The sequence below is a fragment of the Sphaerisporangium viridialbum genome, assembly GCF_049674955.1.
Classification (GTDB): domain Bacteria; phylum Actinomycetota; class Actinomycetes; order Streptosporangiales; family Streptosporangiaceae; genus Sphaerisporangium; species Sphaerisporangium viridialbum.
The window spans coordinates 8,807,994-8,824,511 of sequence record NZ_CP187232.1 but is presented as its reverse complement, the minus strand read 5'-3'; the positions used below and the strand labels follow the sequence as shown (position 1 = coordinate 8,824,511).

The 16,518-nt window shown below is 70.2% G+C and carries 14 protein-coding genes; 4 read left to right on the top strand and 10 right to left on the bottom strand.

Going from position 1 to position 16,518, the window contains the following annotated elements:
• Nucleotides 1-13: 13 nt before the first annotated feature.
• The 5 genes from ACOZ38_RS39670 to ACOZ38_RS39650 all read right to left on the bottom strand — a co-directional run bounded on the left by ACOZ38_RS39670 (nt 14) and on the right by ACOZ38_RS39650 (nt 5,389).
• Complete coding sequence (locus ACOZ38_RS39670) at nt 14-1,366, bottom strand: glycosyl hydrolase (protein ID WP_424536056.1); 1,353 nt, start codon at nt 1,364-1,366, stop codon at nt 14-16.
• A gap of 391 nt (nt 1,367-1,757) precedes the next feature.
• The gene (locus tag ACOZ38_RS39665) at nt 1,758-2,096 is read right to left on the bottom strand and encodes a helix-turn-helix domain-containing protein (protein WP_424536055.1); all 339 of its coding nucleotides are present in this window, start codon (nt 2,094-2,096) and stop codon (nt 1,758-1,760) included.
• Between the two features lie 201 nt (nt 2,097-2,297).
• A complete protein-coding gene (locus tag ACOZ38_RS39660) occupies nt 2,298-3,389 on the bottom strand; it encodes a prenyltransferase (RefSeq protein WP_424536054.1) in 1,092 nt (363 codons plus the stop codon).
• A complete protein-coding gene (locus tag ACOZ38_RS39655) occupies nt 3,386-4,099 on the bottom strand; it encodes a class I SAM-dependent methyltransferase (protein WP_363912062.1) in 714 nt (237 codons plus the stop codon). The genes ACOZ38_RS39660 and ACOZ38_RS39655 overlap by 4 nt, the downstream gene beginning before the upstream one ends.
• Nucleotides 4,100-5,389 (bottom strand): glycosyltransferase family 4 protein, encoded by a 1,290-nt coding sequence (locus tag ACOZ38_RS39650; RefSeq protein WP_405141349.1) that lies wholly within the window; start codon nt 5,387-5,389, stop codon nt 4,100-4,102.
• A gap of 325 nt (nt 5,390-5,714) precedes the next feature.
• Here ACOZ38_RS39650 and ACOZ38_RS39645 point away from each other — a divergent pair, with 325 nt between their 5' ends.
• Nucleotides 5,715-6,740: a GDP-mannose 4,6-dehydratase gene (locus tag ACOZ38_RS39645; protein WP_424536053.1), complete on the top strand. Its 1,026-nt coding sequence runs from the start codon at nt 5,715-5,717 to the stop codon at nt 6,738-6,740.
• An 18-nt stretch (nt 6,741-6,758) separates the two neighbouring features.
• Here the strand turns inward: ACOZ38_RS39645 and ACOZ38_RS39640 are convergent, their stop codons facing one another.
• The 5 genes from ACOZ38_RS39640 to ACOZ38_RS39620 all read right to left on the bottom strand — a co-directional run bounded on the left by ACOZ38_RS39640 (nt 6,759) and on the right by ACOZ38_RS39620 (nt 13,180).
• Nucleotides 6,759-8,108 (bottom strand): mannosyltransferase family protein, encoded by a 1,350-nt coding sequence (locus tag ACOZ38_RS39640; protein ID WP_424536052.1) that lies wholly within the window; start codon nt 8,106-8,108, stop codon nt 6,759-6,761.
• 279 nt (nt 8,109-8,387) lie between these two features.
• The gene (locus tag ACOZ38_RS39635) at nt 8,388-10,394 is read right to left on the bottom strand and encodes a multicopper oxidase family protein (protein WP_424536051.1); all 2,007 of its coding nucleotides are present in this window, start codon (nt 10,392-10,394) and stop codon (nt 8,388-8,390) included.
• Complete coding sequence (locus tag ACOZ38_RS39630; protein WP_424536050.1) at nt 10,391-10,834, bottom strand: DUF6220 domain-containing protein; 444 nt, start codon at nt 10,832-10,834, stop codon at nt 10,391-10,393. Before ACOZ38_RS39630 ends, ACOZ38_RS39635 begins: the two co-directional genes overlap by 4 nt.
• 175 nt (nt 10,835-11,009) lie before the next feature.
• Nucleotides 11,010-11,813 carry an SAM-dependent methyltransferase gene (locus ACOZ38_RS39625; RefSeq protein ID WP_424536049.1) on the bottom strand — a complete coding sequence of 268 codons (804 nt, stop codon included), beginning with the start codon at nt 11,811-11,813 and terminating at the stop codon, nt 11,010-11,012.
• Nucleotides 11,814-11,977: 164 nt separating this feature from the next.
• Complete coding sequence (locus tag ACOZ38_RS39620) at nt 11,978-13,180, bottom strand: cytochrome P450 (RefSeq protein WP_424536048.1); 1,203 nt, start codon at nt 13,178-13,180, stop codon at nt 11,978-11,980.
• A gap of 282 nt (nt 13,181-13,462) precedes the next feature.
• On the opposite strand from ACOZ38_RS39620, the gene ACOZ38_RS39615 reads away from it, so the two are divergent.
• The 3 genes from ACOZ38_RS39615 to ACOZ38_RS39605 are packed head-to-tail and all read left to right on the top strand — an operon-like array spanning nt 13,463 to nt 16,437.
• Complete coding sequence (locus tag ACOZ38_RS39615; RefSeq protein ID WP_424536047.1) at nt 13,463-14,341, top strand: fumarylacetoacetate hydrolase family protein; 879 nt, start codon at nt 13,463-13,465, stop codon at nt 14,339-14,341.
• Nucleotides 14,338-15,651: an L-fuconate dehydratase gene (locus tag ACOZ38_RS39610; RefSeq protein ID WP_424536046.1), complete on the top strand. Its 1,314-nt coding sequence runs from the start codon at nt 14,338-14,340 to the stop codon at nt 15,649-15,651. Before ACOZ38_RS39615 ends, ACOZ38_RS39610 begins: the two co-directional genes overlap by 4 nt.
• A 39-nt stretch (nt 15,652-15,690) precedes the next feature.
• Nucleotides 15,691-16,437 (top strand): SDR family NAD(P)-dependent oxidoreductase, encoded by a 747-nt coding sequence (locus tag ACOZ38_RS39605; RefSeq protein ID WP_424536045.1) that lies wholly within the window; start codon nt 15,691-15,693, stop codon nt 16,435-16,437.
• Nucleotides 16,438-16,518: the final 81 nt, after the last annotated feature.

The window sequence follows — 16,518 nt, the reverse complement described above, 5'->3', positions numbered from 1 at the left end:
AGTCCTTCGCGGGTCAGCCGGCGGCCTGGAAGGCTCGGCCCGCCGGGGTGGCGACCCCGTTGCCGTGGAACAGGCCGCTGCTGGGCTCGGTGTCCGAGGCGGGCAGGCCGAACCACGCGTAGCGCTGGATGTACGACAGGGAGCCCAGCATCTTGGTGGAGGCGGTGACGAAGTCCGCCTGCTGGGTGTCGCTGGGGAAGCGGGTGCCCTTCGAGAAGTCGATCAGGGCGTACTCGGTCAGCCAGATCGGCTTGTGGTACCGGTCGTACACGGCCTGCAGGTAGGACTTGAGCTGGCCGACCGCGGCGTCGGTGCGGAAGTCGCCGCCGTACCAGTGCAGCGTGATGAAGTCCACGCGGTAGCCGCGAGAGGCCGCACCCGACATGAACCTGTCGAGCCAGCCGCCCGGGGTGTTCCCGCCGTAGGCGACGGCGGGGCTGCCGAGCACCTTGCCGGTCTCCATGAGCTTGGGCCACAGGGACAGGGCCTTGTCCACGGTCATGTTGGACTGCGCGGCCATGTCCGGCTCGTTGAAGCCGAGCAGGTACGGGCCGGCGCTCTTCGCCTGGGCCAGGTTGGCGTCGGTGACGCTGGCGGCTCCCCAGATCATCGGCACGAACTCCGCCGACTTGGGGGTGGTGACGCCGTTGTGGTTCGTGGACCACGTGTAGTACCAGCCAGCGCCGGAGGCGGCGAGCGCCGCGCTGACGCCGGGCGCCTGCCACACGCCGACGCCCTTCTTCGCGGAGGTCTCCACGGGCTTGGTCGGGGTGCCGCTCGGCGCGGGCTTGGTGGGGCTCGAACTCGGTGCCGGCTTGGTGGGGGTGGCACTGGGCGCGGGGGTGGCCGAGCCGCTGCCGAAGACCTGGAACTCCCACAGCGAGACGCCGTACTGGCTGGACCGCTTGGTGGCGTAAAGCCGCACGTACCGTCCGGTGGCGGACACGTTGAGGGTCTGCAGGCCGCCCTTGCCCGCGGTCGTGGACAGGATCGTCGTCCAGTCGCCGCCGCCGGGGGACGTCTGGATCTGGAACGCGGTGGCGTAGGCGCGCTCCCAGTTCAGCACGATCTTCTTGATCGCGGTGGACCTGCCCAGGTCGACCTGCAACCACTGCGGGTCGCTGAACTTGCTGGACCAGCGAGTGTCGCTCCTGCCGTCGACCGCGGCCGAGGGCGACAGGTCACCGCGCTCCGATGAGGAGGCGACGACCGGCCGGCCCTGCGAGAGGGGGGTCTCGGCCGCGCCCGCGCCGCTCACCATAGAGGCGCCGAGGACGGCCGCGAGGGCGCCTACGAGCGCGACGCGGCGGACGTGCCCCCTGGCTCTGCGGCCTCGTACGGTGCCAAGCGGAACAGTCTCACTCATGATGGATGAGATCCTTCGTCGGGAATCGGGGATCGGGTGTCGACGGCGCCCAGGATGGACGCATTCGCTCCTGTACCGGAGACCGGCCCGCGAGCCACAGATAACGAAAAATCAGGAAAGTGTGGATTCCGTTCGGCCGACGGCCGCCCTTCGGGCACTCACAAAGGGCTAGAGGCGTGGATGTGAGCGGTGTGCTCCAGCTCGAACCGTTACCGTGTACGGCCGTCCGGCTCGCTCGCCAGCTGGACCTACCCCCCGCCCGGCCGCCTCCGGGGCGTCATCGTTCACCCGTAAAGGGGGGCGCTACCTCGGTCTCCTGGAGGGTCGCGCCGTTCTTGCTGGTAAGGGGTTGGTCACTGCACCCCACCACGGGACCGGTCGCGCACCGGCGTCAGCCCGCGCGGCGCCCACGAGGAGTGTCCAGCACCATGATGGACTCGCCGAAGTCAGCCACGATCTTTAGCTGGCCCCCAAGCGCCGCGACGTACGCGGCCAGCGTGGCCACCTCGCTGATGACCCCGTTCTCGATCTGCGAAATGCGCGCCTGCGACACACCCATCGCCTGGGCGACGTCCTCTTGGCGCAGACCAAGCTTCTGTCTGGCCTCGGCCAACTGATAAGCGCGCTGGCGGGCTACGAGCTCATCGCGGAGCTCGGCGACCTCCTGCTCGTCCTCCGGCTGGATGAGCTGCGCACGCAACTCCTCCCAGGTCACCGCCTGATCACTCATTGCTTTCTCTCCTTGAGATAGCGGGCGAAGCGGGTCTCTGCCATCAGAATCGCTCCGTCATACCACTTTTCCCAGTCGCCGACCTTGTCTCGAATATAGCCACGGTATGTCTTGCCGGCCCTGGGGATCGTCCGCAGGCTGGACCGCAGACACGTGCGGGCCGGCGGTGATGCGGTCCGATGTATGCACCAGCAGGCATTCTTATGTGCGGCTGGACGTGCGGGAGCAGCCGCAGGTGTCGGGGTCGGTCACCGGGATGGCGTACCGTCCGGCCTCGCGGAACAGGCCCGCCGCCGGGGTGGCGCCGGAGAGCGCGTCGGCCGCGAGGATGACGGCGGCGGCGGTGTACGCCGACTGCTCGTTCGGGAACGACCGCTTGTTGACGAACTGCCAGCCCGTCCAGTACGACCCGTTCTCGTGGCGCAGGTGCTGCATGTCCCGGTAGATGGTGAGAGCACGCTCGGTGTCGCCGATCGCGTCCAGGGCGAGGGCCAGCTCGCAGGACTCCGCGCCCGTCACCCACGGCTGGTCCGACACGCAGCGGATGCCGAGCCCCGGGACGACGAAGGTGTCCCACTCCTCCTCCAGCCGCTCGCCCGCCTCCGCGCCGCGCACCGCGCCCCCGAGGATCGGGTAGTACCAGTCCATCGAGAACCGGCTCTTGTCCGCGAAGGCCTCCGGATGGGCGGCGAGCACGTGCCCGAGCCGGTCGGCCGCCAGCTCCCAGTCGGGCTGCCGCTCGCCGAGGTGCTCGCCGAGCAGCACGCCGCAGCGAAGCCCCTGGTAGATGGAGGAGCAGCACGTCAGCAGGGCGTACTCCGCCGGGACGCCCGCCGCGGACCGCTCCCAGACGATCTCACCGCGAGCCGTCTGGAGGTCGACGACGAAGTCGAGCGCCTTCCGCACGACCGGCCACATCGCGCGCGCGAAGTCCTCGTCGCGGGTGACCAGCAGCTCCTGCCACACTCCTACCGCGACGTACGCGGCGTGGTTGCTCTCGCCGTTCTTCTCGACCGCCTCGCCGCGCACGGTCTTCATCGGCCACGAGCCGTCGTCGCGCTGGTGCCGCACGAGCCAGTCGTAGCCCTTCCTGGCCTCGGCGGTGAGCCCGGCGACCGTCATGGCCATCAGGCACTCGACGTGGTTCCAGGCGTCGACGTGCCCCTCGGGCCACGGCACCCCGCCGTCGGCCTCCTGTACGGCGGCGATGCTCCGCGCCGTCTCGACGATCTGCTCCGCTGTGATGACCCCGGGTACGGCCGGGACGGCGGCCCGGCCCGCGCCGGTGGTCAAGCGGGCTTCCGGACGTAGACGACCACGCTCTTTCCGATGAGAGGGTTGAGCACGGCCTCCGCGATGCGGGTGGCCGCGGGGCGCTTCATGATGTCCCAGACGAGCAGCTCGTGGTAGGCCTTGGCCAGCGGGTGGTCGTCGTCGTTCACGCCGACCGCGCACTTGATCCACCAGTACGGCGAGTGCAGGCCGTGGGCGTGGTGGTGCGGGCCGACCTCAAGGCCGGTGGCCTTCAGCTTGGCGCTCAGCTCGGCGAGCGTGTAGATCCGCACGTGACCGCCGGGGGCCGTGTGGTACGCCTCCGACAGCGCCCAGCAGATGCGCTCGGGCAGGAAGCTCGGCACGGTGATCGCGGCCCGGCCACCCGGCTTGAGCACCCGGTGGATCTCGCGCATCGCCGCCATGTCGTCGGGGATGTGCTCCAGCACCTCGGCCGCGATCACGCGGTCGAAGGACGCGTCGGGGAAGGGCATGGCCAGCGCGTCGCCCGTCACGGTCTCGGCGGTCGCCTCCGGCGGCACCTCGCCGGCCTTGTCCATGGCGGCGAACATGCTCGCGACGCCCTCCAGCTCGGCCGCGTCCTGGTCGAACGCCACCACGTCGGCGCCGCGCCGCAGCACCTCGAACGCGTGGCGGCCACCGCCGCAGCCCAGGTCGAGCACGCGGACACCGGGCCCGACCGGGAGCTTCCCGAAGTCGACGGTCAGCACTTACCGCTCCCCTTTCGCCTTACCGCGGGCCTCGATGGCCTCGCGATATGCCTCGACTGTCCGCTTGGCGACGACGTGCCAGGTGTACCGCTCCATGACCCGGTCGTATCCGGCCCTGCCGACGCGCTCCCGCTCCTCGGGGGAGTCGTGCAGCCGGCGCAGCACCGAGGCGAGCTCCTCGGGGTCGCCGGGCGCCACCTGGACGGCCGCGTCGCCGACGACCTCGGGCAGCGCGCCCGTACGGCTGGCGACCAGCGGGGTGCCGCAGGCCATGTGCTCGACGGCGGGGAGCGAGAAGCCCTCGTACAGCGACGGCACGACGGAGATCTCGGAGGTCGCGATGAGCTCGCCCAGCGCGTCGTCGGAGATGCCGTGGACGAACTTCACGCGGTCGCCGAGCGCCAGCTCCTGGACGAGCTTCTCGGTGGGGCCGCCCGGGGTGGGCTTGCTGACCACGGTCAGGTTCACGTCCCGCTCGGTGGCGAGCTTGGCGACGGCGCGCAGCAGCGTGGCGACGCCCTTCATGGGGGAGTCGGCGCTCGCCACGGCGACGATCGAGCCCTTGCGCTTCGGGAGGTGCGGGCGCGGGTGGAAGAAGCGGGTGTCGACGCCCAGCGGGATGAGCCGCATGTTGTTCTGCGGCACGTTGAAGTCGCGGTGGATGTCGGCGAGGCTCGACTCGCTCACCGTGAGGATCGGCTTCAGCCGGGGCGCGACGAGGCTCTGCATGCGCACGAAGCCGTACCAGCGGCGCATCGACAGTTGCTTGCGCAGCGGCGCGGCCTTCAGCTCGATGCGCCGGTCCACGCTGATGGGGTGATGGATGGTGCCGACCACGGGGAAGAGCTTCTGGATGCCGAGCAGGCCGTACCCCAGCGTCTGGTTGTCCTGCACGACGTCGAAGTCGCCCTGGCGCTTCTTCAGCTCGCGCAGCGCCCGCAGGCTGAAGGTCAGCGGCTCGGGGAACCCCGCGGTCCACATCGTGGCGACTTCCAGCACGTCGATCCAGTCGCGGTACTCGCCGAGGGACGGGGTGCGGAAGGGGTCCTCGTCGCGGTAGAGGTCGAGGCTCGGGATCTTGGTGAGCACCACGCCCTCGTCCAGCTCCGGGTACGGCGGTCCCGAGAAGACCTCGACGTAGTGCCCGAGGGCGACGAGTTCGCGGCTGACGTGGCGCAGGTAGACGCCCTGGCCGCCGCAGGTGGGCTTGCTCCGGTACGACAGCAGGGCGACCCGCAACCTGCCTTCGCCGCCCTGCCCGTGCTCTCGCGCGTCGTCTGGAACCTCCACGGACACCCCTTTCGAGAGCGGTGCTCGGTAGCCGCCCACAGGGGGCATGTACCGCGAAAGCTGATCTTAGGAGCGAACCTTACCATCTGGTAGTGGACACATCTCTAATATGGAATTGTGCCTCATATCACCCTCACGCACTGCGAACTGCGAAGTTAGACCAACCGAGCGCCACTCGGTAGAACGTGTTCTATGTCCGGCCGACGTAGGATCCTGGGCGTCCCATGGCGCTTGCCGGGGGGCATGGCGGTACATTCGCGTCTTACAGCTCAGAGTTCGGGCGAAGCAGTACAAGCGGCTGATCCCGAAGAACAAGGAGGACCCGTTGGCCAGGCGTGCGCTGATCACTGGCATCACCGGGCAGGACGGCTCCTACCTCGCCGAGCACCTGCTCGACCAGGGATACGACGTCTGGGGTCTGGTTCGCGGGCAGGCCAACCCCCGGGTCTCTCGCGTTCGCAGGCTGCTCCAGGACGTGAAGCTCGTCCGGGGCGATCTGCTCGACCAGGGGTCGCTGATCTCGGCTGTGGAACGTGTTCAGCCCGACGAGGTCTACAACCTGGGTGCCATCTCGTTCGTGCCCATGTCGTGGGAGCAGGCCGAGCTGACGGCCGAGGTGACCGGCATGGGCGTGCTGCGCATGCTGGAGGCGATCAGGGTCTGCTCCGGGATCACCTCCTCCCGGGCCTCCGCCTCCGGCCAGATCCGCTTTTATCAGGCTTCGTCCTCGGAGATGTTCGGCCAGGTGCGCGAGACGCCCCAGAACGAGCGCACGCCGTTCCACCCGCGCTCGCCGTACGGCGTGGCCAAGGCGTACGGGCACTTCCTCACCCAGAACTACCGCGAGTCCTACGGGATGTTCGCGGTCTCCGGCATCCTGTTCAACCACGAGTCGCCCCGGCGCGGCGCCGAGTTCGTGACGCGCAAGGTGACGCTGGGCGTCGCGCGGATCAAGCTGGGCCTGGCATCCGAGCTGCGGCTGGGCAACCTCGAAGCCCGCCGCGACTGGGGCTACGCCGGCGACTACGTCCAGGCCATGCGCCTGATGCTCCAGGCCGGGGCGCCCGAGGACTACGTCATCGGCACCGGTCACACGCAGTCGGTGCGCGAGCTGGTCGTCGCCGCCTTCGAGGCCGCCGGGCTCGACTGGGAGCGGTACGTGGTCGGCGACCAGGCCCTGCACCGCCCGGCCGAGGTCGACCTCCTGTGCGCCGACCCCAAGAAGGCACGGGTCCAGCTCGGCTGGGAACCGGCCGTGACGTTCGAGCAGCTCGTCGCCATGATGGTCGAGTCCGACCTCCGCCTCCTGTCCGACGGCAACGACCCGGAACAGGACACCTCCTGGTCCTGAGGCGTCGGGACGCTCCTGTCAGCCGATCCAGGCGCCTGTGGTGAAGTTGCCGACGTTGATGGCCATGACGGGGATCATGATGGCCATGCTCGTGTACCAGACCCATGGTCTCCGCACGCCGGCGACGCCGATGGCCACCCACAGGGGGAACCACGTCAGCGATCCCCGGCCGATCGACATGTAGAACGACGACAGGGTGAGGAACGACAGCACCTGCGGCGTGATGTAGGCCAGTTCGGGCCACCTGCGCCGCACCGCCAGGCAGACGGCCAGGGCCAGCAGCACGGCGGCCGAGATGATCTCCTCGTAGTAGGAGGTGGTCAGCGTGGCGACGTCGTCGGACATGTTCCAGGTGTTGAGGAACGCCTCCCACGGCCAGACGGCGTGCCTGCCCCAGAACTGGTCCTGCACGGTGTTGTAGGCCAGCCAGTCGCCCGTGCGCGTCCAGTGGTAGGTGACGTACAGGACCATCGGCACACCCGGCAGGGCAAGCCAGGGGAGCCGCTGCCAGCCTTGGGGCGCCCTGCGGCCGTTCTCGGCCACCAGGAACATGACGAGCATGCCGAGCACCAGGAACAGGCCCGAGACGCGCACGGTGACGGCACCCGTCGCGCACAGGGCGGCGTCCTCCCAGCGGCCCCTGCGGGCGAGCAGCCACGCCGAGAGCGCGAGGGCCAGGAACAGCGCCTCGGAGTATCCCGAGTAGAGGAAGACGCCGAAGGGGCTGAGGAACAGCGCGGCCACGGCGAACTTCCCGCTGCCCGTGGCGTACGACTCGGCGAGCCGCGACAGCGCCACCGCGACCACCGCGCTGGCCACCAGGGAGATGAGCAGTGTCGCCACGCGGCCGTCGTGCACGACCGGCCGCAGGAGCCTGATCAGCAGTGCCATGCCGGGGAAGAACGCGGGCAGCTTGGCGCTGTCCTGCATGCCAGGGGGGCCGTCGTAGCCGTAGTCGGCGATGGCGATGAAGTTCTCGGCGTCCCAGCGGGTGAGCCGGTTGACGAAGGGGTCGGTCGTGCGGCCGGGTCCCGCCAGGTAGGTGTAGATCAGCACCCCGATGTGGGACAGGAACCAGATGAGCAGCGCCCGCTGGTCGGCGGCGTCGCTCAGGAACCGCGGCGACCACCACCGCCCTGCGGCGTCCCCATCCGGGGACGGCACCGGTTCCGCTCGCGCCGGCGCCGTGCTTCCTCGGGCCGGCTCCGGCTCTTCCCGGGATAACGCCGGTTCCTCCTGGGGCGGGTCCGGCTCGGCGTCGTGGTCGGGGGCCGTTGTGGTGGCCGTGGCGGCGCCGGTCTCGCCGGTCGGGTGCCGGACGGGCCCCTGGCGGCGGGTGGCGCCCTCGGCGGGCTCGTGAGGTGGCATACGTTCCATCACGGGCAAATCCTGATATAGCCCTATATCGGTGGCAAGCGGTTGCCCACCGCGTGATGGCGCCGGCTTGGACGCGCCGCGAAACTTTCACACCGCCTCAGCACGCCGCGGAAGTGTCACACCGCCTCGGCACGCCGCGGAAGTGTCACACCGCCTCGGCACGCCGCGGAAGTGTCACACCGCCTCGGCACGCCGCGGAAGTGTCACACCGCCTCGGCACGCCGCGGGCCGCTCCCGCTGTCCGCGGTGGCGACCCGGGCGACGGACGGCTCAGCCGCCGTGGGCGCCGTGGAACGGGGTGGTGACGCCCTCGTAGGCCAGATGCAGGGCCATGCCCTGGTCGGCGTGGCTGAGATTGTGGCAGTGGTTCATCCACATGCCGAGATTGTTCGCGCGGAACGCCACCTCCCAGACCTCGCCCGGCCGCACGTCGAAGGTGTCCAGCAGCAGGGGGCCACCCGTCGGCGCGTGGCCGTCGCGGGAGAGCACCAGCACCGTGTGGCCGTGCAGGTGCCAGGGATGGGTCTCGCGCCCCCGGTTGACGACCGTGACGCGCACCAGGTCCCCTTCCCGCACGAGCTGGGTTGGGATGGAGGGGAACGCGTGCCCGTTCACCGTGTGCGCGTATGCCGGCCGGCCGTTCGTGATGGCCAGGCCCTGGTCCAGCACGAGGGTGAAGCGGCGGTCGAACCGGCTGCCCGCGCCGAACGGCGTGGCGGCGGGCCTGCCGTACGAAAGCGGGTCGAACTCCGGCCACCCCGAGGTGTCCTCGGTGGCGGACGCGGCGGGTGCCGGGGGAGCGCCGTCCGGGGTGAGGCGCAGGGTGCCCGCGCGGTCGTCGGCGCGCAGCACCGCCCCGGCCGTGGGCATGGGGAAGACGAGGTCGTAGCGTCCGCCGGCGGGCAGGCGCAGCGTCGTCCGGCTCAGCTCGCCCGGGCCGTTCAGGTCCCTGCCGTCGATCGCCGCCACCCTGTACGGCGTGCCGCTCAGGGTGAACTGGTGCGGGGTGTTGTCGGTGTTGACCAGGCGCAGCCGTACGGGCGCGCCGGGCGCCACCCGCTGCTCGAACGGCTGGTCGTGGTCGCCGAGCGCGATCTTCCCCGCGAACGTGTGCACGGGGACGGTGAGGTCGGCCCCCTCCTTGGCGGTCTCGCGGGGAGTGACGACGAGCATCCCGTAGAGGCCCATCTTGACTCCCCGGTCCGAGACCTCGTGCGTGTGGTACCAGTACGTCCCCACCTGGGTCGCGCGGAACCGGTACAGGAACTCCTGCCCGGGCATCACGGCGTCCTGCGTCAGGCCGGGGACCCCGTCCTCGCCCGAGGGCACGTCGTAACCGTGCCAGTGCAGGGTGACGCCCGAGGTGACGTCGGCGTTGCGCAGCCGTACCTCGATGAGGTCGCCCTCGGCCGCGGTGATCGGCGGCCCGGGCACGCGGCCGTCGAAGGTCCAGGCCGCGACCTTGCGCCCGGAGGACAGGGTGATGGTCGCGGTGCGGGCGGTCAGCGTGAACCGGCGCACCTCCCCGCCCGCCGCGGGAGTGGACGGCCCGCGCAGCGCGGTCACCGGCTGACCGCCGCTCGCGTGGCCGCTGTCGGAAGCGCTGGAGGCACCGGTTCCCATGGCGCTGTGGGCGTCGGTGGAATGAGCCGCCATGGCGGCGTGGGCTCGCGTGGCGTGGGGTTCCATGGCCGCCTGGGGGCCGCCGCCGGTGTCGGTGGCCTCGGCGGGTACGAACACCAGGCCCGCGCCGGCCAGGCCCGTCGCGAGCGCCACGGCGGCGGTGACCCGGAGCCCGGGGACGGACGCCGAGACGGCCCGCCACGTCACCAGCACGGCCCCCACGACCAGCGCCACGGTCACCAGACCGGTGCTCCACGTCGCCGGGTACCCCACCAGCAGCGTGACCGCCGGCCCCGCCACGGCCGCGTACCCCGCCCCCAGCAGCGTGACCACGACCGCCGCGTCCGACGACGACCCTCCCCGCCCGCGTACGGCCGCGACCAGGCGCGGCGCGGCGAGAACGCTCGCGGCGAGCACGGCCGCGACCAGCAGCGGCAGCGTGAGCGTGACCTTCTCCTGGACGAACCACCACCCGGCGGGGGCCAGCGCGAGGGCCGTCCCCGCCCGGGCCAGTGACGCCGCCACGGCGACGCAGAACAGCGCGAGCGCGAGCCCGGCGCGACGGGCGGCGGCCGCCGCGCCCGAGCCCAGCCACGCCACCGTGGCGGCCACCCCGGCGACGAGCTCGAGCGCGATCAGCCCCGCGACCGTCATCGCACGCGCGCGCTCTCGCCGGGAGCCGCCGTCAAGGAGCCCTTCGCGAAGAGCCGGGCCTGGCGGAACACCATGCCGGCCACGGCCATGACGGCGAGCCCGTTGATCGCGTGGAGCCCGAGGATGGCGAGGCTTCCCGGAGTCGTGTTGCCCGCGCCGTCGTCCAGCAGGCCGCCCACGGCGATGATCAGCACCTGGACCACGACCAGGCCGAGGGGAAGGATGGTCAGGCCGATCAGCCGGCCGGGCGCCCGCGACACGGCCGCGGCGACGGTGGCGAGCAGCGAGAGCACCGGGATGACCATCATGCCGGTCACGCTGTGCAAGGCGAAGGAGCTGTCCTCCTGTGGTTTGTCGAACGCGCCGACCGCGGCGAAGTAGAACTGCGCCACGACGGCGAAAAGCATGAGGCCGGCAAGGACGGCATAGACCCTGCGCACGGTTACCTCCATCGAATTGGGTGGTTACCGCGATGCTGGCCGAAACGGCCCGCCGGGTCGTCCGTCGTACAGCGTCATGTCTCGTACGCCCTGGGGAGTACAGCGCCGGGGAACGCCTAATCCAGCGGGCTCGGGGACGCCCGCCACGTGGCGGAGGACGGGCGCCGCGCCCGGGTCAGCGCTTGCGGCCGACGCCGGCGAGAACCCACATCTTGTCGGGGTCGACCTGCTTGGTGAGGTCAGGACGCCATTCGGGAGCGGTGACCAGACCGGGCTCCACGAGGTCGAAGCCGTCGAAGAAGCGCATCAGCTCGGCGCGGGAGCGGGCCACCCACGGCGCGCCGGCCCGGGTGGAGACCTTGACGAGCTCGGCGGTCTCCTCGGGGTGCGGATCGGGGGTCACGTGCGACAGGGCCAGGTAGCTCCCGGGCGCCATCAGGTCCTTGAGCCGTTCGACCACCTCGTAGGGCCTGTCGGCGTCGTGGACGAAGTGCAGCACGGCGACCAGGAGCACGGCCACGGGCCGGTCGAAGTCGATGAGCCTGCGCAGGTCGGGGTGGTCCAGGATGTGGTCGATCTCGCGCAGGTCGCCGCGTACGAAGGAGACGTTGCCGGTGGTGGCGACCAGCGCGTCGCCATGCGCGACGACGATCGGGTCGTAGTCGACGTAGACGACGGCGGACTCCGGCGCGGTCTCGGCGACGACCTGGTGGACGTTCTGCTGGGTCGGCAGGCCCGAGCCGATGTCGAGGAACTGGCGGATGCCGGCCTCGGCGCTGAGGTAGCGGACCGCGCGGCCCAGGAACGCACGGTTCTGCCGGGCCATCAGCGGCATCTCGGGCGCGAGGGCGAAGACCTTCTCGGCGGCAACCCGGTCGGCGGCGTAGTTGTCCTTGCCGCCGAGGGCGTAGTCGTAGATGCGCGCGGAGCTCGGGGTGTTCGGGTCGACGCCTTCGGGTGCCGGACGCGAGCCTGACATCGTCTCTCCTCTGCCGCCGCCCACCCCCGATTTACAGGGAAATATAGGCTTATCGGCCTCTCGGCGATCTTAGCGGGCAGAGGCCGCCCGATCCGCCGCCGGGCGCGGGAGGGACGGCCGTCCCCGCGGACGTGCGCGGGGACGGCCACCGGATGCCGGCCTGGTCAGACCTCCACGGGGAGGGTCTTGATGCCGTTGATGAAGTTCGACCGCAGCCGCTTGGCCTCCCCGGCCTGGCGCAGGTTGGGCAGGCGCTGGGCGACGACCTCGAAGAGCACGCGCAGCTCCAGCTTGGCCAGGTGGTTGCCCAGGCAGAAGTGGGCGCCGCCGCCGCCGAACCCGATGTGCGGGTTGGGGTCGCGGCCGATGTCGAAGCTCGACGGCGCTTCGAACACGTCCTCGTCCCGGTTGGCCGAGGAGTAGAAGACGACGATCTTGTCACCTTCCTTGATCTGCTTGTCCCGGATCACGGTGTCGCGGGTCGCCGTGCGGCGGAACAGGTTGACCGGGGACACCCACCGGACGATCTCGTCGGCGGCCGTGCGCGCGAGGGAGCGGTCGCGTACCAGCCGCTCCCACTGCGCCGGGTTGTCGAAGAGGGTGAGCATGCCGCCGGAGGCCGCGTTGCGCGTGGTCTCGTTGCCCGCCACGACCAGAAGGAGCACGAAGAGGTCGAACTCGTCCTCGGTGAGCACCTCGCCGTTCTCGGCGGGCTGGATCAGCTTGGTGACGATGTCGTCGCGCGGCTGGTCACGGCGCTGCGCGGCGAGCTGGTTGGCGTACGCGTAGACCTCCGCGGCCGCCATCTGCCCTTCCTCCGGAGTCCCGGCGTAGTCGGGGTCCTCGCTGCCGATCATCCGGTTGGACCACTCGAAGATCTTGTTGCGGTCCTCGACGGGCGCTCCGAGGAGCTCGCAGATCACGTACAGCGGAAGGGGAGCGGCCACGTCGGTGACGAAGTCGACCGTCCCCTTGGCCGCGGCCTCGTCGATCAGGTTGTGGCAGATCTCCCTGATGTGCTCCTCCAGGGCGCCCATCTGGCGCGGCGTGAAGCCGCGGTTCACCAGCGACCGCCTGCGGGTGTGGTCGGGGGGATCCTGGTTCAGCATCATCAGCCGCTGGAGCTCGAGCTGCTCCTCGGGCATCTCGTTGAACAGGGCGAGCTTCTTGCTGGAGGAGAAGAGCTCGGAGTGGCGGGAGACGTGGACGACGTCCTCGTGCTTGGTGACCGCCCAGAATCCCGGCCAGCCGAGCTCCGGATCGCCCTCGTGCCAGAAGACGGGATCGTTGGCCCGCAGCCATTTCAACTGCTCGTGCGGGACACCGTCCCTCGCGTAGTGATCCTGGTCGACGAGGTTGATTTCCATATGACCACCTGAGGTTTCGATCAAACGCTTGGCCGAACCAGTTTCTGAAACGTGTTCTATTACGGGCGTGCGGGCACGTCAAGTCGCGCGGGCGGCACTGATGCCCCACCGCGCCGGACAGCGGAAAGTGCTCGTGCCGTCACTGTGCGAGCGCCATGAACATTCTACGGAAGGAAAAATAAGGATCGGATGAATGCAGCCGTCTGACCTCGATGGACTTGACGCTGGCCTATCTCCGCGTAGTCTTCTCTCTCAAGACATCCGATGAATTGAAGGAGACGCGTGAAGCTACTGCGAGTCGGACCACCCGGAGAGGAGCGTCCCGCGGTCCTGGACGACACCGGACGTCCGCGTGACCTGCGAAGCCTGCTCGGGCAGGAAGCCGACCTCGACGGGGCCTTCTTCACTTCGGGGCAGATGGCACGCGTCGCGAACGCGTTGCTGAGGAACGAGTTGCCGCTTCTCCGCGAGGAAACGGCCCCCGGTGCCCTCGGAGGGCGCATCGGGGCGCCGGTCGCGCGGCCGGGGAAGGTCGTCTGCGTCGGACTCAACTACCGCGACCACGCCGAGGAGACCGGAGCGGACCTGCCCGCCGAGCCGATCATCTTCATGAAGGCGCCCAACACCGTCGTGGGGCCGAACGACGAGGTCCTGATCCCGCGTGGCAGTGTGAAGACCGACTGGGAGGTCGAGCTCGCGGTGGTCATCGGGAAGACCGCGCGTTACCTCGACTCCCACGAGGCGGCGCTCGGCTGCGTCGCGGGGTATGCCATCTCCAACGACGTCTCCGAGCGGGAGTTCCAGCTTGAGCGCGGCGGCCAGTGGGACAAGGGCAAGTCGTGCGAGACCTTCAACCCCCTCGGGCCCTGGCTCGTCACCGCGGACGAGGTGCCCGACCCGCAGAACCTCGGGCTCCGGCTCTGGGTCAACGGCGAGGCCCGGCAGAACGGCGGCACCAAGAACATGATCTTCGGCGTCGCCGAGGTCGTCCACTACCTGAGCCAGTTCATGGTCCTTGAGCCCGGCGACGTGATCAACACCGGCACGCCCGCGGGTGTCGCGCTCGGGATGCCGGACCAGCCCTACCTCAGGAGCGGGGACGTGATGGAGCTGGAGATCGACGGCCTCGGCCGGCAGCGTCAGACCGTGGGACAGGCATGAGCGGCCCCCTGATCACCGCGCTGGAGACCCACGACATCCGGTTCCCCACCTCCAGGGAGCTGGACGGCTCAGACGCGATGAACCCCGACCCCGACTACTCCGCCGCGTACGTGGTCCTGCGGACCGACGCCGGCGTCGAGGGACACGGGTTCGCGTTCACCATCGGCCGGGGCAACGACATCGAGACCACGGCGATCAAGGCCCTCGCGCCCTTCGTCGTGGGCAGGCGGCTCGACGACCTCGGCGCGCTCTACAAGGAGATGGTGGGCGACTCCCAGCTCCGCTGGCTCGGCCCGGAGAAGGGCGTCATGCACATGGCGATCTCCGCGGTCGTCAACGCGCTCTGGGACGCCAAGGCCAAGGTCGAGGGCAAGCCCCTGTGGCTGCTCCTGGGGGAGATGTCCCCCGAGGACCTCATCTCGCTGGTCGACTTCCGCTACCTCAGCGACGCGCTGACCCCCGAGGAGGCCCTCGACATCCTGCGGCGGGCCGAGCCAGGGCGGCAGGAGAGGATCAGCCGCCTCAGGTCCGAGGGCTACCCCGCGTACACCACCTCGCCGGGCTGGCTCGGGTACGACGACGACAAGCTGCGCCGCCTGTGCAAGGAGGCGATCGACGAGGGGTTCACCCAGATCAAGCTGAAGGTCGGCGCCGATCTGGAGGACGACAGGCGCAGGATGCGCATCGCCCGCGAGGTCTGCGGGCCCGAGTTCCGCATCGCCATCGACGCCAACCAGCGCTGGGACGTCGGCTCGGCCATCACGTGGGTCAACGCGCTCAAGGAGTTCGACCCGTATTGGGTCGAGGAGCCGACGAGCCCCGACGACGTGCTCGGCCACGCCACGATCGCGCGGGCGCTCGCGCCGATCAAGGTCGCGACCGGCGAGCACGTCCAGAACCGCGTGGTCTTCAAGCAGATGCTGCAGGCCGGCTCGCTCTCGATCGTCCAGCTCGACTCCGCCCGCGTGGGCGGTGTGAACGAGAACATCGCGATCCTGCTGCTCGCGGCCAAGTTCGGGAAGCCGGTCTGCCCGCACGCGGGCGGCGTCGGCCTGTGCGAGCTGGTGCAGCACCTGGCGATGTTCGACTACGTGGCGGTCAGCGGCAGCGCCGAGGACCGGGTGATCGAGTACGTCGACCACCTGCACGAGCACTTCGCCGACCCCGTCGTGATCGAGAACGGGCGCTACAAGGCTCCCCTGATGCCCGGTTTCAGCGCCACGATCCGCCCGGAGTCGATCGCGGACTACACGTTTCCCGAAGGCCCCGTCTGGAACGTCGCCGAGACCGGCGCGCTTGAGTCGGCGTGAGCCAAGAGGAAGAGCCGGAGAAAGAGTTGGAGAAGCCAGATGAGTGAGTTCGGCGGACTCGCCGCGCTGGTCACCGGCGGCGGTTCCGGTATCGGCCTCGCGACGGCGACCATGCTCGCCGAGCGGGGCGCCCGGGTGGCCTGCCTGGACGTCAACCCGCCGGGCGACCCCTTCGTCGGCGTCAAGGCCGACGTCACCGACGACGCCGCGGTGCGCGCGGCGGTCGCCGACGTGGCGGAGCGCCTGGGCGGCATCGACATCCTGGTCAACAACGCCGGCATCGGCGCGGCGGGCACGATCGAGGCGAACGCCGACGAGGAGTGGTTCCGCGTCCTCGACGTCAACCTCCTCGGCATCGTCAGGGTGACGCGGGCGGCGCTGCCGTACCTGCGGGCGTCCGAGCACGCGTCCGTGGTCAACACCTGCTCGATCGCGGCCACCGCCGGCCTGCCCAACCGCGCGCTCTACAGCGCGTCGAAGGGCGCCATCCTGTCGCTCACGCTGGCCATGGCGACCGACCACATCGCGGAGGGCATCCGGGTCAACTGCGTCAACCCGGGCACCGCCGACACCCCGTGGGTGCAGCGGTTGCTCGACGCCGCGCCCGATCCCGACGCCGAACGCCGGGCGCTGGAGCAGCGCCAGCCCATGGGGCGGCTCGTCAGCGCCGAGGAGGTGGCCGCCGCGATCACGTACCTGGCGAGCCCCCTCGCGAGCAGTACGACGGGCACCGTGCTGGCCGTCGACGGCGGAATGCACGGGCTACGCCCCCGCCCTAAGTCCTAGGCTTCTCAAGCCCAAGGCGCCGGGGACACCACCGGCGGCTCAACAGATGAGAAAGACCCGGCCGCTTCCCAGGGGCGGCCC